Below are 23,052 nucleotides of genomic sequence, written 5' to 3' on the forward strand. Positions count from 1 at the left end.
GCAGATGGCCTTGCCTTGTTGCAAAATCAACAACAATGGACAAGCTCGATGCAATGCAAATTTTTGTGCGTGTGGCCGAAGCGGGCACATTCACCGCCGTGGCCGACCAAATGCAGGTGGCCCGCTCGGTGGTCACGCGCCAGATTGCGGCGCTCGAAAAGCACCTGCGCATCAAGCTGATCACCCGCAGCACCCGCAGCCTGACCCTGACGGCGGCAGGCGCCGCTTATCTGGAAAAGTGCCGGGTCATCCTGAACATGGTGGACGCGGCCGAGGCCAGTCTGGACGAAGAAAACGCCGTGCCGCGCGGTCGCATCCGTTTGGGCTTGCCGATCAGCTTTGGCTTGCAGCGGCTCATGCCCGCCTTGCTCGAATTTGCGCAGGCGCAGCCCCACATTGAGCTGATGATGGATTTCTCGGACCAGCGCGCCAATCTGATTGAAGAGGGCATCGACCTGTCCATCCGCATCACGGCCGATTTGCAGCCTGGCGACATCGTGCGCCACCTGGGTTCGGTCCGTTTGCTGGCGCTGGCATCGCCCGCCTACCTGTCGGAACACGGCGAACCCTTGCACCCGCAAGCGCTGGCTCACCACGAGTGCCTGGTGTATTCGATGTCGATGAACACCGCGACCTGGCCTTTTTGGGTGGATGGGCGGGCGCAGCCGTTCCCGGTGCGTGGGCGTATTCGCGCCAACAATGGCCTGGCCCTGACGCAGGCGGCTGCGCGTGGCATGGGCATCACTTTGCAGCCGGATTTCATCGCTGAGCCTTTTTTGGCCAAGCAGGAGGTGGTGCAAATCCTGTCGGCTTTTGAAGCCCCCGCTTTGGGCATTTACGCGGTTTTGCCCAGCAACCGCTACATTCCGCACCGGGTCAATGTGTTGCTGGAGCATCTGGCCAGGTTTTTGCGCCCGGTGTAAACCCCGGGCACCGAATGCCCTGCACGCGCAGGGGGCTGTCTCGGGCTTGACCCTGTTGGCGCGAAATCCGGCCACAATTTGCGCTCTGTCCGGGCAGCCCGTGCTGTGTGTGCCCCTGCTTTTAAAACCACCCGGAATCCGATTTCAGGAAAACGACATGACTTACCCCAACACCCAACTTTTCATCAACGGCCAGTGGTGCGATGCCGCAGATGGCCGCACGCTGGCGGTGTTCAACCCCGCCACCGGCACCGAAATCGGCCGCTTGGCGCACGCTGGTGTGCCCGATCTGGAGCGTGCCGCGCAAGCTGCGCAAAAGGGTTTTGAAATCTGGCGCGACACGCCCGCCAACGAGCGCAGCGCCATCATGCGCAAAGCCGCCGCTTTGATGCGCGAGCGCGCCCCGCAAATTGCCGGGCTGTTGACGCAAGAACAAGGCAAGCCCCTGGCCGAAGCCAAGGTCGAAGCCATGTCGGCCGCCGACATCATCGAGTGGTTTGCCGAAGAAGGCCGCCGCGTGTATGGCCGCATCGTGCCGCCGCGCAACATCAACGTGCAGCAGCAGGTGCTCAAGCAGCCTTTGGGGCCAGTGGCCGCGTTCACGCCCTGGAACTTCCCGGTCAACCAGGTGGTGCGCAAGATGTCGGCCGCGCTGGCCACGGGCTGCTCGATCATCGTCAAGGCACCCGAAGAAACCCCTGCTTCGCCTGCCGAGTTGATCCGTGCTTTTCATGACGCAGGCGTGCCCGATGGCGTCATTGGTTTGGTCTATGGCACCCCCGCAGACATTTCCCAATACCTGATCGCGCACCCGCTGATCCGCAAGATCACCTTCACCGGCTCCACGCCCGTGGGCAAGCAATTGGCGGCCTTGGCTGGCCAGCACATGAAGCGCGTGACCATGGAGTTGGGCGGTCATGCCCCGGTCATCGTGGCCGAAGACGGCGACATCGCGCTGGCTGTCAAAACCGCAGGCGCTGCCAAGTTCCGCAACGCGGGCCAGGTCTGCATTTCGCCCACGCGCTTTTTGGTGCACCACAAAATCGCCGACGAATTTGCCCGCCTGTTGGCCGCGCACGCCGAGTCGCTCAAGGTGGGCGATGGCCTGACCGCAGGCACCCAGATGGGGCCCTTGGCCAATGAACGCCGCTTGGTGGCGATGCAGGCCATCATGCAAGACGCCCGCGCCAAAGGGGCCAAAGTGCTCACAGGCGGCGAGCGCATTGGCACGCAAGGCCACTTCTTTGCGCCCACGGTGCTGTCGCATGTGCCGCTGGATGCCGACGTGGTCAACAACGAGCCCTTTGGCCCGATTGCCGCGATCCGTTCGTTCGAAAAAATCGAAGACGCCATCGCCGAAGCCAACCGCCTGCCCTTCGGTTTGTCGGGTTACGCGTTCACCAACTCGCTCAAGACCTCGCACCTGCTGAGCCAGCGCCTGGAAGTGGGCATGCTGTGGGTCAACCAGCCTGCTGCGCCTTGGCCCGAGTTGCCTTTTGGCGGCATCAAGGATTCGGGCTACGGCTCCGAAGGCGGCCCCGAAGCGCTGGAGGCTTACCTCAACACCAAGACGGTGTCGATCTTCAACGCCTGAAAGACGGGGTGGTGATGCGCATCCTGGTCACGGGTTTCGAGCCTTTTGGCGGGCAAAGCCTGAACCCATCCTGGGAAGTGGCGCGTGCCTTGCACGGCACTTTGGTGGACGGCGCGCAGGTCACGGCGGTGCAGTTGCCCTGCGTGTTTGCCGATGCGCTGCCGGCCTTGCAGGAGGCGCTGGCAAGGCATCGCCCCGACATCGTGCTGGCGCTGGGTCAAGCCGAGGGGCGCTGCGATTTTTCGGTGGAGCGTGTGGCCATCAACGTGATGGATGCGCGCATCCCCGACAACGCGGGCGAACAACCGATCGACGTGCCGGTGATCGCAGGTGGCCCGGCGGCGTATTTCAGCACCTTGCCCATCAAGTCTTTGGTGGCGGGTTTGAAGGCGGCAGGCTTTGCGGCTTCGGTCTCGCAAACGGCGGGCACCTTTGTCTGCAACCAGGTGTTTTATGCCTTGCAGCATGCGCTGGCTGGGCAAGGTGTGCACAGTGGTTTTGTGCACTTGCCGCTTTTGCCCGAGCAAGCGGCCGACTGGAAAGGCCCCAGCTTGCCCAGCTGGCCTGCCAGCGTTCAGGTGGCCGCGGCGCAGCGGGCGCTGGCTTTGCTGGTGGCGCACCGACAGCAAGGTTTGGCCGATGCGGCCATCGGTGGCGGCACGCTCAATTGAGTGCTGGCGTGCCTTGAAGGCATGGGCGTACTGGTTTGGGGGTATCCCGAAGGGCTGTTTTTGGCGCGACAGCACACAGACGCACCGTGGTGATTTTCCGATCATGAAGCTCCTTCAAAACAACAGGAGCCAACATGACAAGCAACACCATCAGCCAAGCCGTGATCGCCAGCATTTTGAGCATCACGGCCACATCATGGGCGCAAACATCGGTGGGCCTGGGTCGCACCGATTTCAAGGAAAACTGCGCCAGTTGCCATGGGGTGTCGGGCAAAGGCGATGGCCCTGTGCACTCGTTTTTGGTCAAGCCACCGTCTGACCTGACCACCATTGCGCGACGCAATGGCGGCGCGTTTCCTCAGGAGCTGATGTGGGAGGTGATCGACGGCCGCTGGTCGGGCGAGGTGGGACCGCACGGTTCGCGTGAAATGCCTGTGTGGGGCAATGAGTTCAAGGCACGCGCCATGACGCAGCCGGGTGATTCGCCGCGCACAGCCGAGTGGTCTGCACGCAACCGCATCGTGTCCTTGCTCAAATACCTGGAGACGATTCAGGTGCCTTGAAGCCCCGGGCTCTTCACCCCCCGCGCTTGGCTTTCAAGGCGCGCTGATTTCGAGCCGCTTCAGGTCAAAACCCAAGGCGACCAGTTTGTTTTGCAGTTGTTGGAGTGTGGCCGCTGGCATTTGCGGCGTGCGCGACAAAATCCACAGGTACTCGCGTTTGGGCTCGCTCACCAGCACCCACTGGTATTGCGGGTCGAGATCGATGATCCAGTAATCGCCACAGACGAAGGGCAGGAATGACAACCACTCGGGGGCAAAGCGCACCTTGAGTTGTGCCGAAGTCGGACCGCCCACTTGGCGTGCCGCGCCCAGCGCTTCGCTCCATTCGCCCTTGTCGGTTTTGCACCGGTTGAGCACCTGCACCTGGCCATTGGCCAGCAAGCTGTAGGTGGCTAGCGTGCTGCTGGCGCATTTTTTCTGAAACCAGTTGGGGTACTTGGCAATCTCATACCAGGTGCCCATGTAGCGGGCAACATCGACCGAAGGCACGGTGACCAGGGGGGCCGTAGCGCTCTGGGCGTGGCAGGCCGCAGCCCAAGTGGCCAGGCAGACCAGTGCATAAAGACAGAATGCCCGTGTCGTGTTCATGAACAAATGCGACCTCACACCACGATCGGGTTCAGGGCACCGTCCATGCCCATGCAAATGCCCGTGACGTAACTGGCTTTGGACGAGGCCAAAAACAGCACCGCGTTGGCAATCTCTTCGGGTTCGGCCATGCGCCCCAAGGGGATCTTGCCCACGGCTTGTGCCATGGCTTCTTCTGTGCTGATGCCTTTGAGCCGTGCATCGGCCGCCATGCCTTCTTGCAGGCGGTCGGTCAGCGTCAGGCCGGGGTTGATGGCGTTGACGCGAATGCCTTGTGCGCCATAAGCGGCTGCCAGGCCCACGCTCACCAGCATCAGCGCCGCATTGGCTGCGCCGCCGGGCAGGTGAATGGGGCTGGCCACCTTGCCGCCGTTGCCCACCACGTTGACCACGGCACCTGTGCCGCGTGCCGCCATGCGCTGGATGGTGGGCGTCATCATGTGGATGTAGGTGAAGTACTTGGCTTGCATGGCATCGGCAAAAGCCTCAGGCGTGAGTTCGGGGGCGGGCGTGCGCTTGGCCGCACCTGCCGAGTTGACCAGCACGTCCACCGGGCCAAACGCGGCTTCGGCCGAATCGAGTGCGCTCAGTGCTGCCGCAGCATCGCGCAAATTGGCGGCCACGGTGTGGATGCGGTCTGCCGCGAATGTGGCCTGCAGTTTTTGCCGCGCAGCGTTCAGGTTGGCCGTGTCACGCGACACCAAAGTCACTTTGGCACCCTCTTGCAAAAAGGCTTGGGCGCAGGCCAGGCCGATGCCTTTGCTGCCGCCGGTGATCAAAACGTGCTTGTCGCGCAGGTGCAAGTCCATGGGGTTCTCTTCTGCTGAAATGATGAAATTGGAATTCGCGATTTAAACACTCTTCAACAACATTTGCCTCATGAATACCAAAACCTCTGCTTTGCGTGCGCGTTTGAACCAGCCCGGTCTGGTGGTGGCCCCCGGCGTGTTTGACATGGTGTCTTTGCGCCTGGCCGACAGCTTCGGTTTTGACGCTTTGTACATGACCGGTTACGGCACCGTGGCCTCGCACATGGGCTTGCCCGACGCGGGCTTGGCCACCTACAGCGACATGGTGGGCCGCGTGACGGCCATGGCAGGCATGGCCCGCACGCCCTTGATTGCCGATGCCGACACGGGCTACGGCGGCTTGCTGAACATGCGCCACACCATCCGGGGTTACGAAGCCGCAGGCGCTTGCGCCATCCAGCTCGAAGACCAGGAGTTCCCCAAAAAATGCGGCCACACCCCGGGCCGCCGCGTGATCCCCATGGCCGACATGGTGCGCAAGATCAAGGTGGCGGTGGACTCGCGCGCGTCCAAAGACTTTTTGATCATCGCCCGCACCGACGCCCGCACCACGCTGGGCCTGGATGAAGCGTTGCGCCGGGCCGAGGCCTATGCCAAGGCGGGGGCCGACATTTTGTTTGTCGAGTCGCCCGAATCCGAAGAAGAGATGCGCCGCATTGGCCAGAGCTTTGACGTGCCGCTGGTGGCCAACATGGTCGAGAAGGGCCGCACCCCGGTGCTGACCCGCCCCGAGCTGGAGGCGCTGGGCTACAAGATCGCCATCTTCCCGGTGACGGCTTTGCTGGCGGGTGTGCAGGCCATGACGCAGGTGTACCAGCAGTTCAAGGACACGGGTTCGTCGGCCAACAGCGCAACGCCTTTGTACGACTTTGCCGACCTGACGAAGCTCATGGGTTTTGAAGACGTGTGGGCTTTTGAAAAGCGCTACGCCGAAACCGATTGACGCGACCCGAAACCTCCGGAGACAACGATGCAAAAGAACAGCACAACACCCCGTCGCCAATGGCTCAAAACCCTGTTGGCCGCCAGCCTGGCGTTGGGCGCAGGCACAGCCTTTGCACAATCGACTTACCCCAGCAAACCGATTCGGCTGGTGGTGCCTTTTGCCACGGGTGGCGTGACCGACACCAGTGGCCGCCTGATTGCCGAGCAGCTGTCCAAGCGGCTGGGCCAGCAGGTGATCGTCGACAACAAGCCCGGCGCTTCGGGCAACATCGGCACGCAAATGGTGGCCGCCGCCGAGCCCGATGGTTACACGTTGCTGTTGGGCTTTGACGGCACTTTGGTCATCAACCCGCATGTGTTCCCCAAAGTGGGTTTTGACACCGCCAAAGACTTTGCCCCGATCGGCAAGATCGGTGACGCCATTTTGATTCTGGTGTCGCACCCCGGCGTGCCCGCCAAGACACTCAAAGAGGTGATCGCTTTGTCCAAAACCCAGTCGGGTGGCTTGTCTTATGGCACGTCCGGCACGGGTGGCACGCCGCACATTGCGGGCGAGTTGCTCAAGCAGCGCACCGGTGCCAACCTCACGCACATTCCCTACAAAGGCGGTGGCCAGGCCATGACCGATTTGTTGGGCGGCACCATTCCGCTGGTATACACGGCGGTGGCCGGGGCGATCCAGCACGTCAAATCAGGCAAGCTGCATGCGGTGGCTGTGTCCAGCGCGCAGCGTGCGCCGTCGATGCCCGATGTGCCCACCTTCATTGAAGCCGGTGTGCCCGATTTCGACATCAACTCCTGGGTGGGCTTGCTGGCCCCGGCCAAAACGCCCCGTGCCATTGTGGACAAGCTCAACACCGAACTGAACGTGGTGCTCAACGACCCGGCTGTGCGCGAGCGCTTGAACACGCTGGGCATCGCCGCCAGCCCAGGTGGCCCTGAGAAGTTTGGCCGCGACATGGCGCGCGACCTGTCGCGCTACGCCACAGTGGTCAAGGCGGCCAACATCAAGGTCGAGTGAACGCGGGGGCCACGGCTGGCCCGAGGTTTCAGGCCCGCAAGCCTTTGACCAGCGGCTGCGCCAAGCGCTCGCCTTCTTGCTGCCAAAAGTCGGCCGGTGCACGCTGAATGCGCACGATGGCGTTGCCCATGTGCGTGGCTGCCGCTTGCCTGGCGGCTTCGGCGTCACCCGCTTCCACTGCCTGCAAGATGGCCTGGTGCTCGGTTTGCACTTCGGCTGCAAAGTCCACGCGCCGCGCTTCGTTGGCCCGCGTGACTTGTGTGGCCCCGTGCAAAAACTGGCCCAGGTATTCCAGCGTCTGGATCAAAAACGGGTTGCGCGTGGCGTCGGCAATCGCCCGGTGAAACTTCACGTCTTCGGCCACGCCGTTGCCGCCCGCTTGCACGGCGGTGTCCAGCGCTTTGACGGCTTGCTTGAGGGCGCGAATGTCTTGGGCGTTGCGCCGCTGCGCGGCCAGTGCGGCCACTTCGGCCTCTAGAGCCCGGCGCACCTCGACCATTTGAATCACCGCTTCTTGCGATGCCGCATGCCGCGACTCGAAGTTGAGCGGCGCAAAGGGCAGCTTTTGGCTGACAAATACCCCGCTGCCTTGACGCGAGTCGACCAGGCCTAAAGACTTGAGCCGCGACACTGCTTCGCGCACCACCGTACGGCTGACTTGAAACTGCTCGACCAAACGGGCTTCGGTGGGCAGTTTGTCGCCCGGCATCAGGCGGCCTTGCTTGATTTCGGTGGTCAGTTGTTCGGCCACCTGGTCTGACAGGCGTGCGCCGCTGGATACGGGGGTGAAGTTCTGAGTCATGGGCTTGTCATACAAAAGACAGGTTTGGAGCATAGCCTGACTTGGCGCTTGCCGCCTGAAAACGCACTTTTTGAGGCAGCTGGATCAATAGCCCTTCGGCTTAGCAAGTTACGGATAGGTAAATTGATTTATCTATAGTAAATTATGGCCTGTCGCACCACAAGGTGCTTTTCTCAGGGCCGGAGACCACGCATGGGCGCTTACATCAACCCGATCTATCCCTACAAGTCGCCTGCCGACTTGATGTCCACACCGCCGCAGCGCAAACCGCTGATCGTCATTGGCGCGGGGCCTGTGGGCTTGGCTGCTGCCATCGACGCCCGCTTGCAGGGTTTGGACGTGCTGGTTCTGGACGACGACAAAACCGTCTCGGTCGGCTCGCGGGCGGTGTGCTACGCCAAGCGCTCGCTCGAAATCCTCGACCGTCTGGGCATTGCCGAGCAGGCCTGCAACATGGGCGTGAGCTGGAACATTGGCCGCACCTTTTTGGAAGAAGACGAGGTCTACCAGTTCAACCTGGTGCCCGATGCGGGCCACAAGCGCCCCGGCATGATCAACCTGCAGCAGTACCACGTGGAGGAAATGCTGATCGCCCGCGCTTTAGAGCTGGGTGCCGACATCCGCTGGCAGCACAAGGTCACGGCCGTCACCCGCCACGACGACCACGCTACGCTGACGGTGGAAACGCCCGATGGCCCGTTTGAAATCGAAGCCGACTGGCTGGTGGTGGCCGATGGCGCACGCAGCCCGATCCGCCGTCACTTGGGGCTGGACATCGAAGGCCGCGTGTTCCAGGACCGCTTTTTGATCGCAGACGTGATCATGAAGGCCGACTACCCGGCCGAGCGCTGGTTCTGGTTTGACCCGCCGTTTCACCCCAATCAAAGCGTGCTGCTGCACAAGCAAAGCAACAACGTCTGGCGCATCGACTTTCAGCTCGGCTGGGACGCCGACCCCGAAGAAGAAAAGAAGCCCGAAAAAGTCATCCCGCGCCTGCAAGCCATGCTGGGCGACGACCGGCCGTTTGAGCTGGAGTGGGTCAGCATCTACACCTTCCAGTGCCGCCGCATGACCGACTTCCGCCACGGCCGCGTGCTCTTTGTGGGCGACGCGGCGCACCAGGTCTCACCCTTTGGCGCACGCGGGGCCAACTCGGGCTTTCAGGATGCGGACGACTTGATGTGGAAACTGGGCTTGGTGATCAAAGCCCAAGCCAGCGAAAAGTTGCTCGACACCTACGCGCACGACCGCCAGTTTGCGGCCGACGAAAACATCATGAACTCGACCCGCTCGACCGACTTCATCACACCCAAGAGCCGCACCAGCAAAACCTTCCGCAACCAGGTGCTGGCGCTGGCCAAGCATTACCCGTTTGCCCGCAAGCTGGTGAATTCGGGCCGCTTGTCCATGCCGTCCTTCCTGACCGAATCGGTGCTCAACACGCCCGACACCGACGCCTTTGAAGGCCAGATGGTGCCCGGCGCACCGATGGACGACGCGCCCGTGCAAGTGAACGGACAAGACGCGTGGCTGCTCGACCAAGTGGGCAAGGGTTTTCAGGTTTTGTTGTTTGTGGGCGCAGTGCCTTCGCCCGACGTCCTGGCCCAACTTGCGAATATCTCCGCTGAATGTGGGAGCGCGCCCCTGCGCGCGAATGCCCAGCCCGTCCAAGTGACCCCCCTCATCGTCACCCCAAGCCCCTTGAACATCCCCGGCGTGAAAGTGATCGTCGACACCCAAGGCCTGGTGGCCAAACGCTACGACGCCCAACCCGGCACCACCTACCTGCTGCGCCCCGACCAGCACGTGGTGGCCCGCTGGCGTACGCTGGACAGCGCCAAGCTGCAAGCGGCGTTGGTCCGCGCCTTGGGCGCCAACATCGGCCAAGCCTGAACCGCAACAAGGACTGACATGAACACCTCATTGAAAACAGATCCCAACTTCCACGAAGCCGGCCGCCGCTTCTTCCGCGACTTTTCGCCCGGCGACGAGTTTTATGAACACCTGATCGAAGCCCACAACGGCCTGACGGACGAACAAAGCGAAGCGCTCAACGCCCGCTTGATCTTGCTGCTGGCCAATCACATTGGGGATTTGGGGGTGTTACGGGAGGCGTTGGACAAGGCGCGGGGGAGTGCTTGAGGGAAGAGGTGTCGGGAAGCTATGCAGCGGTTGCAGTCATTAACCGTAGTAGCTTCACGCAGTTATCGTTCAATATCGGGTAATTTATGATCTATTTTAAAGCCGTCAGCCTGCAACACCAATACAGTTGAGTGGTTGAAAGGCTCAGTGAAGATTCAGCATTCAAAATTGAACAAATGGATATCGCGTGATTCGCTGAACCAAGTTCAAGTGCAACACCGTTCTTGGCACCTTAAAGACTTTTTGAAAAAATGAAAAACTACAACTTTCTTTACATGGTGGTTCTTGCGTGCTGCCCCTTTTTTGCCTTGGCCGCTACAGAACTCGAAATTGACGTCAGGAATGAAATTGACCTAAAGGATGGGACCTATATTGCAAAGGAGTATGGGGGGCAAGGTCGTCATGCTTTGATCAGTCACAGTCATGGTCGTTTTGAAGGTGGCGATATTGCAAGAGCCCTTTGCACAGAAGGTTTCGTGGTTTCGAAGCTACCCGCCACATTTATCAAAATAAAAAAAATCCTCAGGCCGACAGATTTCGTTCTAACGAAATGCAATGAATCAAACTGAATCGTTGGCCAAATCATCTTTGCACCAAGCGTAGCGCGACAGAGTTTAGAAGCCCCCACTTCTGTTTTTGGTACTTCCGACCAGAAATTTTCCTCATCGCAAAGACGGCTCCTTGCCTTAAGCCGACCACCAAAATTGGCTGCCTTATTGGTTTTTATACGTCTGTTACGTGGGGTTAGATGGGCATTGATGGAGTTAAAGATGCGATTTGATGCCTTATTGCATCAAATATTGATATGATTAAGTCATGAAATCGCATCAACACTGGATTTGGCAGCTGCCTGAGTGGCCAGCGCTGGTGTTTGACGCGCAGACAATCCAGACCCTTCTGGCTGCGGCCAGACAATCCCAAGGGCACCTTCTTGGCAAAGCCGAGTTGATCGGCCTGGAGGGGTTGCAGCCTCATATGCTCGACTCGCTGACACAAGAGGCGCTGACCACGTCCGCGATTGAGGGCGAGAAGCTGGACCCTCAAAGTGTTCGCTCTTCCGTGGCTCGGCGTTTGGGGCTCGACTTGTCTGGTGCCCCTGTGCGCGAGGGGCAGCGCAACATCGAGGGGCTGGTGGATGTGCTGCAGGATGCCACGCTCAACACCGAATCGCCGTTGACGCTGGAGCGGTTGTGCAGTTGGCACGGTGCCCTTTTTCCGACGGGTTTTTCGGGCATGCAGCGCATTGATGTGGGCGCTCTGCGCTCAGTCCCCATGGAGATCGTCAGTGGTGCCATCGGTCGCAGCAAGGTGCACTACGCCGCACCGCCAGCTGAAGGTTTGGCCGAGCAAGTGGACGCGTTTTTGACTTGGTTCAACCAAACCCAACCGAAGGTCGGCTCACAGCCCATGGACGGCTTGGTCCGTGCCGCGGTTGCGCATCTGTGGTTTGAGACGCTGCACCCGTTTGACGATGGCAACGGGCGCATCGGCCGCGCCATCTTGCAATTGGCACTGGGTCAGGACATGGGCCAGCCTGGGCGGATCGTGACGCTGTCACGGCAAATCGAGTCTTGCAAAGAACGTTATTACAACGAACTGGAGCGGGCGCAGCGCTCCAAAAGCATGGACGTGACGGCATGGGTCGAATGGATGCTTGAGCAAATGTCTCTTGCCAGCGAATTTGCCAGCCGCACGATCGACGTCGCGATCCAACGCATCCGGTTTCAGGCAACGATGTCGGCCATCTCGCTCAATGAGCGTCAGCAAAAAACCATGAAGAAGCTGTTGGATGCGGGCCCCAAGGCTTACGAAGGCGGCATGACGACGCGCAAGCACGAGCGCATTGCGCAAACGTCAACACCCACGGCGGCGCGAGACCTGATTGAACTGGAACGGCTTGGGCTGCTCACAAGATACGGTGACGGGCGCTCGACCCGGTATTACCCGGCGATAGAAGGTTGGGCCGAGGACGGAGCCAAGTTGCCCAAAGCAAGCGGTAAGTCTGAACCGCTCAATCACGCGCCGACTTGATCGCCCCCGCCAACAACCCCGCCAACCCCACCACATTGCTCGGATGCGTCACGCTGTCCGTGCTCCAGAATTCGCCCACGCCTGCCTGGTGGATGCGTTGCAGCGCATCGCCGGCCAGCAGGGCGTGCGTCACGGCGACATCGACGCTGGCCGCGCCTGCGGCCAGGGCCAGTGCGGCGGCGGTGGCCAGGGTGTGGCCGCTGCTGGCCACGTCGTCCAGCAGCACCACGGCTTGGCCGCGCAGATCGCACGCGGGCAGTGCAATGCTCACGGCGTGGTCGCCGTGGCGCACTTTGTGGCACACCGCATGGGGCAGGCCGTGGGCAGCGGTGGCTTGGGTGATCCATTGCGCTGATTCGCTGTCGGGCCCCAGCAAGAACGCGCCGGGCCGGTGCTGCGCAATCCAGTCGCCTAGCAGCGGGGCGGCGCTGAGCGTGATGGCCTGACGGGCGGGCACGGCTTCGGCCAGGGTGGCCACGCGGTGCAGGTGCGGGTCCACCGTGATGACCGCATCGAACAGCGTGGCCAGCCAGGCACCCACGATGCGTTGGCTGACGGCCTGGCCGGGGGCAAACGCCATGTCTTGCCGCATGTAGGCCAGGTACGGCGCGACCAGGCTGATGTGTTGTGCGCCCAGTTGGCGGGCGGTCGGCGCGGCCAGCAGCAGCTCGGTCAGTTTGTCGCCCGGCTGGTGCAGGCTGCGCAGCAGCACCACATGCGGGGGCAAGCGGGTGGGCAGCGTGAGCTGGATTTCGCCATCGGGAAAGCGATGGCGCTCCACCCGGTGCGGCACCAAATCAGCGGCATCGGCCAGGCGCAGTGCGGCGGGGGTTTCATCTTCAAAGTAGAGCAATGCACCGCGCTCAGACATGTGTCGTCCTTCGTCAAAACTCGACAAACACATGCGGCACTTCATGGGCCTGGCCCAGCGTGTAGCCGCTGGCTTTGCGGCACAGCTGCATGGCAAATTCCAGATCGCTCGGGTAGGCGGCGTGTACGCGGTACAGCGGTGCACCTTGCGAGACGCTGTCGCCCAGTTTGTGCAGCAGGTCCACCCCGGCGCTTTGCACTTTGGGGGCACCGGCCATGCGGGCCACGCGGGCGATTTGCAGGTTGTCGATGCCGGTGACCACGCCATCGGCCGGGGCGCACACCTCCAGCGTGAGTGCACCCAGCGGCGGGTGGTTGTGGTCAAACGGGCGTGCGCCTTGCGCGGCGATGATGGCCTGCATGCGGCTGAGGGCCCGGCCGGAGTCGAGGATGTCGCGTGCGATGGCAAAGCCGTCGCCGCCGCGCACATCGGGGTCGGCTTCGATCAGGCGACCGGCCAAGCGCAGCGATTTTTGCCGCAGGTCGTTGGGCGCACGCGGGTCGTTTTCGAGCACGCGCATCACGTCGCGGGCTTCGAGCATGGGGCCTACGCCCTGCCCCACCGGTTGGCGGCCGTCGGTGATGAGCACTTCGAGCGACAGGTGCATGCGCGTGGCCACGTATTCAAACAGCCTGCGCAGGCGCTGTGCCTCGGGCATGGAGCGCACTTTGGTCGTGGGGCCAATCGGGATGTCGAGCACCAAGTGGGTGGAGCCCGCTGCGATTTTTTTGGACAGGATGGAGGCCACCATTTGCGCGGGCGAGTCCAGCGACAGCGGCCGCTCGACCGCGATCAGCACGTCGTCGGCGGGCGACAGATCGGCCGTGCTGCCCCAGGCCAGGCAGCCCCGGTGCGTGCGCACGATCTCGGCCAGTTTTTCAAAAGGCAGCTCCACATCGGCGAGCACTTCCATGGTGTCGGCGGTGCCTGCGGGCGAGGTGATGGCGCGTGACGAGGTCTTGGGGCACAGGATGCCGTAGGCCGCCAGGATGGGCATGACCAGCATCGAGGTGCGGTTGCCGGGGATGCCGCCGATGCAGTGTTTGTCGACCACCAGCGGCTCGCGCCAGTCCAGGCGGCGACCGGCCTTGACCATGGCTTCGGTCAGGAAGTAGACCTCTTCGCGGTCCATCTCGCCCCGGTTGGTGGCCACCACAAAGGCGGTGAGTTCGATCTTGGAGTAGTGGTGTGCGGCGATGTCTTGCACGATGGCGTGGAAGTCGTCTTTGTCCAGCCGCTCGCCGTTGATCTTGCGAAACAGCGCTTCCATCGACGCGGGCGGTTCCGCTTGCGAGACCGAAGCGGTGTGCCCATCGGGGATGCCCAGGTGCCGGAAGGCGTCTTCGGACAGGCCCACTTCGCCGCAGGCCACGATGCTGTCGTCGTCCACCACATTGAGCGTGGCCAGCACGTGCCGCCCGTTGGCCTGCACTTGTATTTTGGACAGCGCCTGAAAACCTTCGGCGCGGTACACCGCGCAGTTGCGGTTGAGGTAGGCCACGTTTTCGCGGTAGGTGTCGATGGCCACGCGGCGCAAGGACAAGGGCGAGGCCCTGTCAGCGGGACTGGCAAGCGAAGTGGCCGTGATGGCTGCGGACGGGGTTGCGGCGGCTGGTGCTGGGGTGTCCATGCTTTTCAGGCTACACCGAAAACGCCCACTGCGGCACACCTGCCCGGGGTCAGGCTTTGCTGTGGCTCAACGTCTGCGCAGAAAAAACTGCGCCGTCGCACCGGTCAAGGCAAAAGCCAGCATCATCCAGCCCAGGTTGACCGCGCCGTGGTGCGGCACCAGGCCCACCAGATAGCCTCCGGCGGCCCCGGTGAGTTGCTGCATGAGGCCGGCCACTGCCGCCGCAGACCCGGCCAGCGCGGGCAGCACGCCCACGGTGCCCGCCAGCGCCGGCGGGTTGAGCAGACCGTGACCAAAGCCGAGCAAGAGCAGCGGCAAAGCCACGGCCAGCGCCGTTTGCACACCGCCCAAGCCCAGTGCCAGCATCACGACCAGGCCGCCCAATGTCAGGGCCTGGCCCCAAGCCATCACGTGCGATTCGCCCGCCTGCTGGATGAGCCTTGACGTCATGAAGTTGCCCAGAATGTACGAAACGGGCACGACCATGATGAACCAGCCAATGCCGTCGGGGCCAATGCCGTAACCCTTGAGCACGATGGGTGCCCCAGCGAGGAAGGCATAAAACGTGGCGGTGGTCGCGGCGAGGATGGCGACATACAACAAAAAGCGGGGCTCGCGCAGCAAACGGGCATAAGCGCTGAGCATGGTCCGCAGCCAGTGGCCCGGTGCAGGCGCGGGTTTGGCCACACGCGGCAAACCCAGCCACGCGGCCACCAGCAGCACAGCCGCCAACACCGCCAGCAGCACGAAGTTGGTCTGCCAGCCATAGCGCACATGGATCTGCCCACCGATCAGCGTGGCCAGCGGCGGGCACATGCCCAGCGCCATGCCGATGTAGGCCATGACCCGGGTGCGTTGCGCGCCGGTGAACAGGTCTTGCACCATCGAGCGGCTGACCACCATGCTGGCCGCGCTGCCTGCGCCTTGCAACACGCGCGCGGCTGTCAGGGTGGTGATGTCGGTGGCCAGCGCCGCCATGACCGACGCCAGCCCGGCCACGGCCAGTCCCAGCATCAGGATCGGTTTACGCCCATGGTGGTCAGACAGCGGGCCGTAGACCAGTTGCAAAGCGCCGTAGGCGACCACGTAACCGCTGAAAGTCAGTTGTACATCGGCTTGGCTGGTGCTGAAGATGGTGCCCCACTCCTGCATGGAGGGCAGGCACAGCGTCATGGCGAGCAAGCCAAAAGCGATTTGGGCCAGTACGTTGGCGATCAGCCAGGGGCCGTGGGCGGGCGCGCCCTTTTGCGCTTGCGCGGCTTGCATCTCAGCCGCGTTGCAATTTGTAGACGGCGGTGCCGGCCATCAGGTTGGGCAAAACCCGCACTTCTTGGCCGTGCTGCAGGCCAAAAGCGTCGACCACTTGCAGATGGTTTTTGCGGGCCAGGTCACCAAAATCGGCAAAGGTGCCCACGCGGATGTTGGGCGTGTCGTACCACTGGTAAGGCAGACGCTTGGTCACCGGCATGCGGCCTTGCAGTACGCTCAGGCGGTTGAACCAGTGTGCAAAATTGGGGAAGGCCACGATGCCCACGCGGCCCACACGCACCGTCTCGCGCAACATGGTTTCGGCATTGCGCAGGTGTTGCAGGGTGTCGATCTGCAGTACCACGTCAAACGATTGATCCGCAAACAGGCTCAGGCCTTCGTCGAGGTTCAGCTGCAGCACGTTCACACCGCGCTGCACGCAGGCGTGCACATTGGCATCGTCCAGTTCCACGCCGTAGCCGGTGCAGCCATTGTGTTGTTGCAGATAGGCCAGCAAGGCGCCATCGCCGCAGCCCAAATCCAGCACGCGGGCGCCTTGTGGCACCAGGCGGGCAATGGCTTGCATGATCAAGGGGTCGCTCATGCGGCACCTCCTGCGTTCAGGGCTTGGGCCATGTTGTCAAAGTAAGAGCGCACCACATTCAGGTAGCGCGCATCGTCGAGCAAAAAGGCGTCGTGCCCGTGCGGCGCGTCGATCTCGGCGTAGCTCACGTCGCGGCGGTTGTCGAGCAGGGCCTTGACCATCTCGCGGCTGCGGGCGGGCGAAAAACGCCAGTCGGTGGTGAAGCTGACCAACAAAAATTTGCAGCTGGCACGAGCCAGCGCGGCAGACAGGTCACCACCAAACGAGCGCGCCGGGTCAAAGTAGTCGAGCGCCCGGGTGATCAGCAAATAGGTGTTCGCGTCAAAGTATTCGCTGAACTTGTCGCCCTGGTAGCGCAGGTAGCTTTCGATCTGGAACTCCACTTCTTGTGTGGAGTATTTGTAGCCGGTGGCGCTGTTGACCGCGCTGCGCAGCTCGCGGCCAAACTTTTCGTTCATCACGTCGTCGCTCAGGTAGGTGATGTGGCCGATCATGCGGGCGATGCGCAGGCCGCGCTTGGGCACCACGCCGTGTTCGTAAAAGTGGCCGTTGTGAAAGTCCGGGTCGGTCACGATGGCGCGGCGCGCCACTTCGTTGAAGGCGATGTTTTCCGCGTTGAGGTTGGGGGCGCTGGCCACCACCACCGCGTGCTTCATGCGCTCGGGGTATTGCAGCGTCCAGCTCAGCGCCTGCATGCCGCCCAGACTGCCGCCCATCACGGCGGCCAGTTGTTCAATGCCCAAGGCATCGAGCAAACGGGCCTGTGCGTTGACCCAGTCTTCGACGGTGACCACCGGGAAATCCGCGCCGTACACGCGGCCGGTGTCGGGGTTTTTGTGCATGGGACCGGTGGAGCCGAAGCACGAGCCCAGGTTATTCACGCCGATCACGAAAAAGCGGTCGGTGTCCAGCGGTTTGCCGGGGCCGATCATGTTGTCCCACCAGCCGGTGTTTTTGGGCTGGTCGGCATAGACGCCCGCCACATGGTGCGAGGCATTGAGCGCGTGGCAGATCAGCACCGCATTGGATTTGTCGGCATTGAGCGTGCCGTAGGTTTCGTAGCTCAGCGAATAGCCACGGATGAACGCGCCGCTTTGCAGGGGCAAAGGGGCGTCAAACAGCATGCTTTGGGATTCGGCGATCAGCATCGAATGTGTTCAGGTGTCAAAAAACAAAACCCGGCTTCGCAGTCAGCTGGGCCGGGCTTCAGTGAGTTGAAACACACGCCATTTAGCTGAATTTCGGGACCCTGGGGTTCCGGCGCCCGCAATCGGGTTCAAATCGGCGCATGGGAGCAAGTATAAGACGAACAGTTTCGCCTCATGACAGGAGCATGCATGTCAGATCTTTATGGCTCGGACGCCTACAGTCCCGTCGAAATTGCCCGCCGCATCGAGTCGGTGGGCGAGGCCAAGGCCCGCATGGCCGCGCTGCCGCTGGCTTTGCTCGGCGTGCTGGCAGGGGCCTTCATTGGTTTGGGAGCCATGCTGTTTGTGCTGGTCAAGTCCGACCCGACCTTGGGCTTTGCCGCCAGTGCGGTGCTGGGCGGTCTGGTGTTTTCGGTAGGCTTGTTCATGGTGGTGGTGGCCGGGGCCGAGCTGTTCACCGGCAACAACCTGATCGTCATGGCCTGGGCCGATGGCCGGGTCAGCGCGGCGCAGGTGTTGCGCCATTGGGGCATCGTGTGCCTGGCCAATTTGGTGGGCGCGGCCGGGCTGGCGCTGCTGGTGTTTGCCAGCGGGCATGCGGGTTTGAACGGCGGGGCAATCGGGCACAAGGTGGTGCAGATCGCTGTGGCCAAGCAGGAACTGCCCTTTGTCACCGCGCTACTGCGCGGTGTGTTGTGCAATGTGCTGGTCTGCATGGCCGTGTGGATGGCGATGGCCGGGCGCAGCGTGACCGACAAGGCGGTGGCCGTGATGCTGCCGGTGATGGCGTTTGTGGCGGCGGGCTTTGAGCACAGCATCGCCAACATGTACCTGATGCCGCTGGCCATGCTGCTGCAGCACGGCGGTTTGAGCGGCTACCCGGCCATCACCTGGGGCGGCATGCTGGGTAACTTGCTGCCCGTCATTTTGGGCAATGTGCTGGGTGGCGCGGTGCTGGTGGCTGGGGTCTACCACGTCATATACAAGCGCCAACCGCAGACCTGAAAGGCGTCAGCTGCCCCAGCCAAACAGCGCGGACCTGATGTGACCCTTATTCGGGCGCATGGTTGATGTGCATCAATTTGGGCCTGCTTCTTGCTTTTGTTTGGTGCGCCGAAGGCTTTTTGGGCCTTTGCGCACCAATTTGATTCAAATATTCTCAAGAGACGGTCATGGACGCACTTAAACAGGGCGCGGATGCGCTATTTATTTTGTTGGGCGGCATCATGGTGTTGGCCATGCACGCCGGTTTTGCGTTTCTGGAGCTGGGCACCGTCCGCAAAAAAAACCAGGTCAATGCGCTGGTCAAAATCCTGGTGGATTTTTCTGTCTCCACCGTGGTTTATTTTGTGGTGGGCTACAGCGTGGCCTACGGCACGACCTTTTTTGTGGGCGCAGAGCAGCTGGCCGCCAAGAACGGTTATGACCTGGTCAAGTTCTTCTTTTTGTTGACCTTTGCTGCGGCCATTCCCGCCATCATTTCGGGCGGGATTGCCGAGCGGGCCAAGTTCTGGCCCCAGCTGATTGCCACGGCGGTGATCGTGGGTTTTGTGTACCCGTTCTTTGAGGGCATCGCGTGGAACCAGCACTTTGGCGTGCAGGCCTGGATCAAGGCCGTCACGGGCGACGAGTTCCATGACTTTGCCGGCTCAGTGGTGGTGCATGCCATGGGCGGCTGGATCGCATTGCCCGCCGTGGTGCTCTTGGGGGCCCGTTACAACCGCTACCGCAAAGACGGTGTGGTGTCGGCACACCCGCCATCGAGCATCCCGTTTCTGGCCTTGGGCTCCTGGATTTTGATTGTGGGCTGGTTTGGCTTCAATGTGATGAGCGCGCAAACCCTGGACAAAATTTCGGGCCTGGTGGCGGTCAACTCGTTGATGGCCATGGTCGGCGGCACCTTGGTGGCCTTGGTCTTGGGCAAAAACGACCCGGGCTTCGTGCACAACGGCCCCTTGGCCGGTTTGGTGGCCGTGTGTGCCGGATCGGACCTGATGCACCCCTTTGGTGCGTTGGCGGTCGGTGCCGTGGCCGGTGGTTTGTTTGTGGTCATGTTCACGCTGACCCAAAACAAATGGAAGATCGACGATGTGTTGGGTGTTTGGCCATTGCACGGCATTTGCGGTGCATGGGGCGGCATTGCGGCGGGCATTTTTGGTGCCCAAACGCTGGGTGGTTTGGGTGGTGTCAATCTGGCCGCGCAATTGATGGGCACCGCCATGGGTGTGAGCTGGGCCTTGTTGGGTGGTTTTCTGGTCTATGGCGTTTTGAAATTGACTTTGGGCTTGAAACTCAGCCCCGAAGAAGAGTTCGATGGCGCTGATTTGAGTGTCCACAAAATCAGCGCCACACCCGACCGTGAGGTGAGCTGGTAAAACAACAGATTGGTGCTGCAAAGCACATTCTGCGGGGCTTCGGGGGAATACCCCTTGCGTTTTTTTTTGTTTTATCGCTCATAATTAATGGACTTCACTGTCAGAAGCAGCGAAGTCATGTTTGCGGTGACCAGATCAGTTTCGCTTTCCATCCGATGTTTTCAGGTTTGTTGAATGCGTTTTCGGAGCTCCATCGCTTTTATCTCTGTGTTTTGAGGAGTCCCTTTCATGGGCAACAAACTTTACGTCGGCAACCTGCCTTACTCCGTTCGCGACGGCGACCTGGAACAAGCCTTCGGTGAATTCGGTGCTGTGACCAGCGCCAAAGTCATGATGGAACGTGACACTGGCCGCTCCAAAGGCTTCGGCTTTGTGGAAATGGGCAGCGATGACGAAGCGCAAGCGGCCATCAACGGCATGAATGGTCAGCCCTTGGGCGGCCGTAACGTGGTGGTCAACGAAGCCCGCCCCATGGAAGCGCGTCCTCCCCGCACAGGTGGCGGCGGTTTTGGTGGCGGTGGTGGCTTTGGCGGCGGTCGCCGTGAAGGTGGCGGCGGCTACGGCGGTGGTCGCGAAGGCGGCGGCGGTGGTGGTTACGGCGGCGGCCGTGAAGGTGGCGGCGGTGGCTACGGTGGTGGTCGTCGCGAAGGCGGTGGCGGCTACGGTGGTGGCGAAGGCGGCGGTGGCGGTTTCCGCAGCCCCTACGGCGCTGGCCCACGTGGCGGCGGTACTGGCGGTGGCGGTCGTCGCGAAGGCGGTGGCGGCTACGGCGGCGGTTACTGATTCACGCCCCCGGCCGATCTGAGCATCGGCCGTTGAATCCTGACAAAGCCCTGCACTGCAGGGCTTTGTCGTTTCTGGCTTGTGCGGCCGTCAGGGTTTTGCTTTGGGCATCAACATGCCACGCACGCGCCCTTGCAGAACATATTCGCCCGTGTTGCTGTTGAAGTTCATGGTTTCTGCTGTGAACACATCGCGGTCACGGGTGATGTGGACCGGGTCTGCAGACACCAAGCGGTCTTCGTCTGGCAGGGCCTCCAGCCGTTCACCGCGCAGTTCCACTTGGGCACTTGTGCCATGAGGGTGTCGGATGGCATACGCATCACCGATCAAGGTGACCCGCGTACCATCGTCTGTGGCGATGCCTTGCACCGCTTTGGCATTCATGGTGGCGCCCGTTTCGCTTTCGGCATAAATGCGAATTTGCTCGATGTCCAGGGCTTCGGTGGCCGGGTAGTGCTGCGCTTTGTCACCACTGACCTCGCGTGTCATGCGGCCGGTGATGTCGAATGATTTGACCGAAAAATCAGCCAGTCTGTAATCCGGATCCTGACGCACAGGTTTGTTGCTTGTGGGGGCCAGCAGTTCGGGCGCACTGCGCACCAGCCACCAGCTGCCGGATGCCAGCAAAGCCATCACGATCAATGGCAGGTAGACGCTCAGTTGGTCCAGCAGGCGGCGAAAAACATTCATGCCGATGGGCCCGTGTGGGCGTTCACGCCGACCTGTGCCAGCAACCGTGCGTAATGCCCGCTGGCCACCAGCAAGACATCGCAAAACGCCCGGGCTGCACCTTCGCCACCGCGCTCTGCGGTGACGTGGTGCGCCAGCGCTTTGGCTTGCGCATGCCCGTTGGCAGGCGCACAGGCAAAGGCCGCACGTTGCATGACCGGCAGATCGGGCCAATCGTCGCCCATGGCGGCCGCTTGTGACCAGTCGAGCCCCATGTCTTGTAAAAACGCTTCGGCGGCGGGCCGTTTGTCTTCTGTGCCAAAACGCGCATGGGTGATGCCCAAGGCTTTTAGACGCAAACGCAGGGCGGGCGAGTCACGCCCGGTAATGACCACGGGCGTGATGCCGGCTTGCTGCAGCAACTTCAGGCCTTGTCCGTCGAGGGTGTTGAAACGCTTGAGGGCTTCGCCTGCTTCAGAAAAGTAAAGGCCCCCATCGGTCAGCACGCCGTCTACGTCAAAAAACGCCACGCGAATGCCTTGGGCTTGCAGCAACAACTCGGGGGCGTAATGCAGGGCGGGTGTCAAAGCTTGCATGTCAGATCACCTTGGCCCGCATCAGGTCGTTGGTGTTGATGGCGCCGCACAGGCGTCCGGCCTCGTCCACCACCAGAATGCTGGTGATGCGACATTGCTCCATGATCTCGACCGCTTCGACGGCCAGCGCATCCACACGGATGGTGCGCGGCTGGGCGTGCATCACATCGCGGGCCTTGAGATCGCGCAGATCAGCGCCCTTTTCGATCAGTCGGCGCAAATCGCCATCGGTGAAGATGCCCAGCACTTTGTCTTGCGCATCGACCACCGACGATGCGCCCAGACCCTTGTGGCTCATCTCGCGCATCAGCTCCGTGAAGCTGGCTTCGGGACCCACGCGGGGCAAGGCATCGCCTTTGCGCATCACATCGCTCACATGCGTGAGCAAGCGGCGGCCCAATGAGCCACCGGGGTGTGAACGGGCAAAGTCTTCGGGTTTGAAGCCCCGTGCATCCAGCAGCGCCACGGCCAGCGCGTCGCCCATCGCCAGCTGGGCGGTGGTGCTGGCGGTGGGGGCCAGATTCAGGGGGCAGGCTTCTTTGTCGACAGAACAATCCAGCACCACATCGGCGTGTTGCGCCAAAGAAGAGGTTAAGCCGCCTGTCATGGCAATCAAGGGCACGCCTTGGCGCTTGAGCACAGGCAGGATGGCGACCAGTTCATCGCTCTCACCGCTGTTGGACAAGGCCAGCACCAGATCAATGACCTGGATCATGCCCAGGTCACCGTGGCTGGCTTCGCCTGGGTGAACAAACATGGCGGGTGTGCCGGTGGAGGCCAAAGTGGCAGCGATCTTGCGGCCAATGTGCCCGCTTTTGCCCATGCCCGTAACAACCACGCGGCCTTGCACACCCAGCACCATGTTCACCGCATTGACAAAGCGGTCGTCCAGGCGTGCTTTGAGTTGCAGCAAGGCCGAGGCTTCGATGTCGAGGGTCTCGCGGGCGAGTTGCAGGGTTTGGGCGGAATTGGCGAGCATGAGCGGCATTTTATCGGGCGCCGTGTGTGGGCTGCGCAGATGGCGTTCAAGCCCACACAA

Annotated in this window: 24 protein-coding genes; 13 read left to right on the forward strand and 11 right to left on the reverse strand. The window is 61.8% G+C overall.

Features of this window, described 5'->3' with window-relative positions; translation table 11 throughout:
• Nucleotides 1-35: 35 nt before the first annotated feature.
• From ACZ5VE_RS15635 to ACZ5VE_RS15650, 4 genes are all read left to right on the forward strand, one after another.
• Nucleotides 36-923, forward strand: coding sequence for a LysR family transcriptional regulator (locus tag ACZ5VE_RS15635; RefSeq protein WP_464456025.1), 888 nt, complete (start codon nt 36-38; stop codon nt 921-923).
• Nucleotides 924-1,080: 157 nt separating this feature from the next.
• Nucleotides 1,081-2,517 carry an NAD-dependent succinate-semialdehyde dehydrogenase gene (locus ACZ5VE_RS15640; RefSeq protein WP_464456026.1) on the forward strand — a complete coding sequence of 479 codons (1,437 nt, stop codon included), beginning with the start codon at nt 1,081-1,083 and terminating at the stop codon, nt 2,515-2,517.
• Nucleotides 2,518-2,528: 11 nt separating this feature from the next.
• Entirely contained in the window at nt 2,529-3,188 is a 660-nt protein-coding gene (gene pcp, locus ACZ5VE_RS15645) for a pyroglutamyl-peptidase I (protein ID WP_464456027.1), read from the forward strand.
• 134 nt (nt 3,189-3,322) lie between these two features.
• On the forward strand, nt 3,323-3,751 hold the full coding sequence (locus ACZ5VE_RS15650) for a c-type cytochrome (protein WP_464456028.1): 429 nt from the start codon (nt 3,323-3,325) through the stop codon (nt 3,749-3,751).
• Nucleotides 3,752-3,784: 33 nt separating this feature from the next.
• Here ACZ5VE_RS15650 and ACZ5VE_RS15655 read toward each other — a convergent pair whose 3' ends face one another.
• On the reverse strand, nt 3,785-4,339 hold the full coding sequence (locus ACZ5VE_RS15655; protein WP_464456029.1) for a lipocalin family protein: 555 nt from the start codon (nt 4,337-4,339) through the stop codon (nt 3,785-3,787).
• Between the two features lie 14 nt (nt 4,340-4,353).
• Complete coding sequence (locus ACZ5VE_RS15660; RefSeq protein ID WP_464456030.1) at nt 4,354-5,148, reverse strand: SDR family oxidoreductase; 795 nt, start codon at nt 5,146-5,148, stop codon at nt 4,354-4,356.
• A gap of 70 nt (nt 5,149-5,218) precedes the next feature.
• Between ACZ5VE_RS15660 and ACZ5VE_RS15665 the strand changes: the two genes are divergently transcribed.
• Together ACZ5VE_RS15665 and ACZ5VE_RS15670 are read left to right on the forward strand one after the other, a co-directional pair.
• Complete coding sequence (locus ACZ5VE_RS15665; protein WP_464456031.1) at nt 5,219-6,091, forward strand: isocitrate lyase/PEP mutase family protein; 873 nt, start codon at nt 5,219-5,221, stop codon at nt 6,089-6,091.
• Between the two features lie 27 nt (nt 6,092-6,118).
• Nucleotides 6,119-7,114, forward strand: a complete 996-nt coding sequence (locus ACZ5VE_RS15670; protein WP_464456032.1) for a Bug family tripartite tricarboxylate transporter substrate binding protein — start codon at nt 6,119-6,121, stop codon at nt 7,112-7,114.
• 28 nt (nt 7,115-7,142) lie between these two features.
• Here the strand turns inward: ACZ5VE_RS15670 and ACZ5VE_RS15675 are convergent, their stop codons facing one another.
• Nucleotides 7,143-7,916: a FadR/GntR family transcriptional regulator gene (locus ACZ5VE_RS15675; protein WP_464456033.1), complete on the reverse strand. Its 774-nt coding sequence runs from the start codon at nt 7,914-7,916 to the stop codon at nt 7,143-7,145.
• Between the two features lie 192 nt (nt 7,917-8,108).
• Between ACZ5VE_RS15675 and ACZ5VE_RS15680 the strand changes: the two genes are divergently transcribed.
• The 4 genes from ACZ5VE_RS15680 to ACZ5VE_RS15695 all read left to right on the forward strand — a co-directional run bounded on the left by ACZ5VE_RS15680 (nt 8,109) and on the right by ACZ5VE_RS15695 (nt 12,089).
• Nucleotides 8,109-9,809 (forward strand): FAD-dependent oxidoreductase, encoded by a 1,701-nt coding sequence (locus tag ACZ5VE_RS15680; protein WP_464456034.1) that lies wholly within the window; start codon nt 8,109-8,111, stop codon nt 9,807-9,809.
• A gap of 18 nt (nt 9,810-9,827) precedes the next feature.
• Nucleotides 9,828-10,058, forward strand: a complete 231-nt coding sequence (locus ACZ5VE_RS15685; RefSeq protein WP_464456035.1) for a DUF2783 domain-containing protein — start codon at nt 9,828-9,830, stop codon at nt 10,056-10,058.
• 251 nt (nt 10,059-10,309) lie between these two features.
• Nucleotides 10,310-10,627 carry a hypothetical protein gene (locus tag ACZ5VE_RS15690; RefSeq protein WP_464456036.1) on the forward strand — a complete coding sequence of 106 codons (318 nt, stop codon included), beginning with the start codon at nt 10,310-10,312 and terminating at the stop codon, nt 10,625-10,627.
• Between the two features lie 247 nt (nt 10,628-10,874).
• Nucleotides 10,875-12,089: a Fic family protein gene (locus ACZ5VE_RS15695; protein ID WP_464456037.1), complete on the forward strand. Its 1,215-nt coding sequence runs from the start codon at nt 10,875-10,877 to the stop codon at nt 12,087-12,089.
• Here ACZ5VE_RS15695 and ACZ5VE_RS15700 read toward each other — a convergent pair.
• The 5 genes from ACZ5VE_RS15700 to metX form a co-directional block, all read right to left on the reverse strand.
• Complete coding sequence (locus tag ACZ5VE_RS15700; RefSeq protein WP_464456038.1) at nt 12,070-12,960, reverse strand: ribose-phosphate diphosphokinase; 891 nt, start codon at nt 12,958-12,960, stop codon at nt 12,070-12,072. The genes ACZ5VE_RS15695 and ACZ5VE_RS15700 overlap by 20 nt on opposite strands.
• A gap of 13 nt (nt 12,961-12,973) precedes the next feature.
• Complete coding sequence (locus tag ACZ5VE_RS15705) at nt 12,974-14,590, reverse strand: thymidine phosphorylase family protein (RefSeq protein ID WP_464456039.1); 1,617 nt, start codon at nt 14,588-14,590, stop codon at nt 12,974-12,976.
• Nucleotides 14,591-14,656: 66 nt separating this feature from the next.
• Nucleotides 14,657-15,856: a Bcr/CflA family efflux MFS transporter gene (locus ACZ5VE_RS15710; RefSeq protein ID WP_464456040.1), complete on the reverse strand. Its 1,200-nt coding sequence runs from the start codon at nt 15,854-15,856 to the stop codon at nt 14,657-14,659.
• A gap of 1 nt (nt 15,857) precedes the next feature.
• Complete coding sequence (gene metW, locus ACZ5VE_RS15715) at nt 15,858-16,442, reverse strand: methionine biosynthesis protein MetW (RefSeq protein ID WP_464456041.1); 585 nt, start codon at nt 16,440-16,442, stop codon at nt 15,858-15,860.
• Nucleotides 16,439-17,590 carry a homoserine O-succinyltransferase MetX gene (gene metX / locus ACZ5VE_RS15720; protein WP_464456042.1) on the reverse strand — a complete coding sequence of 384 codons (1,152 nt, stop codon included), beginning with the start codon at nt 17,588-17,590 and terminating at the stop codon, nt 16,439-16,441. Before metX ends, metW begins: the two co-directional genes overlap by 4 nt.
• 189 nt (nt 17,591-17,779) lie before the next feature.
• Here metX and ACZ5VE_RS15725 point away from each other — a divergent pair, with 189 nt between their 5' ends.
• The 3 genes from ACZ5VE_RS15725 (at nt 17,780) to ACZ5VE_RS15735 (ending at nt 20,748) form a co-directional block, all read left to right on the forward strand.
• Nucleotides 17,780-18,595 (forward strand): formate/nitrite transporter family protein, encoded by an 816-nt coding sequence (locus ACZ5VE_RS15725; protein ID WP_464456043.1) that lies wholly within the window; start codon nt 17,780-17,782, stop codon nt 18,593-18,595.
• A 167-nt stretch (nt 18,596-18,762) separates the two neighbouring features.
• The gene (locus ACZ5VE_RS15730) at nt 18,763-19,965 is read left to right on the forward strand and encodes an ammonium transporter (RefSeq protein WP_464456044.1); all 1,203 of its coding nucleotides are present in this window, start codon (nt 18,763-18,765) and stop codon (nt 19,963-19,965) included.
• Between the two features lie 228 nt (nt 19,966-20,193).
• A complete protein-coding gene (locus tag ACZ5VE_RS15735) occupies nt 20,194-20,748 on the forward strand; it encodes an RNA recognition motif domain-containing protein (RefSeq protein ID WP_464456045.1) in 555 nt (184 codons plus the stop codon).
• 90 nt (nt 20,749-20,838) lie between these two features.
• On the opposite strand, the gene lptC is transcribed toward ACZ5VE_RS15735, so the two are convergent.
• The 3 genes from lptC to ACZ5VE_RS15750 are packed head-to-tail and all read right to left on the reverse strand — an operon-like array spanning nt 20,839 to nt 22,992.
• Nucleotides 20,839-21,438 carry an LPS export ABC transporter periplasmic protein LptC gene (gene lptC, locus ACZ5VE_RS15740; RefSeq protein WP_464456046.1) on the reverse strand — a complete coding sequence of 200 codons (600 nt, stop codon included), beginning with the start codon at nt 21,436-21,438 and terminating at the stop codon, nt 20,839-20,841.
• A complete protein-coding gene (locus tag ACZ5VE_RS15745; RefSeq protein WP_464456047.1) occupies nt 21,435-22,013 on the reverse strand; it encodes a KdsC family phosphatase in 579 nt (192 codons plus the stop codon). Before ACZ5VE_RS15745 ends, lptC begins: the two co-directional genes overlap by 4 nt.
• A gap of 1 nt (nt 22,014) precedes the next feature.
• Nucleotides 22,015-22,992, reverse strand: coding sequence for a KpsF/GutQ family sugar-phosphate isomerase (locus ACZ5VE_RS15750; RefSeq protein WP_464456048.1), 978 nt, complete (start codon nt 22,990-22,992; stop codon nt 22,015-22,017).
• Nucleotides 22,993-23,052 lie beyond the last annotated feature (60 nt).

The organism is Limnohabitans sp. INBF003, assembly GCF_055396645.1.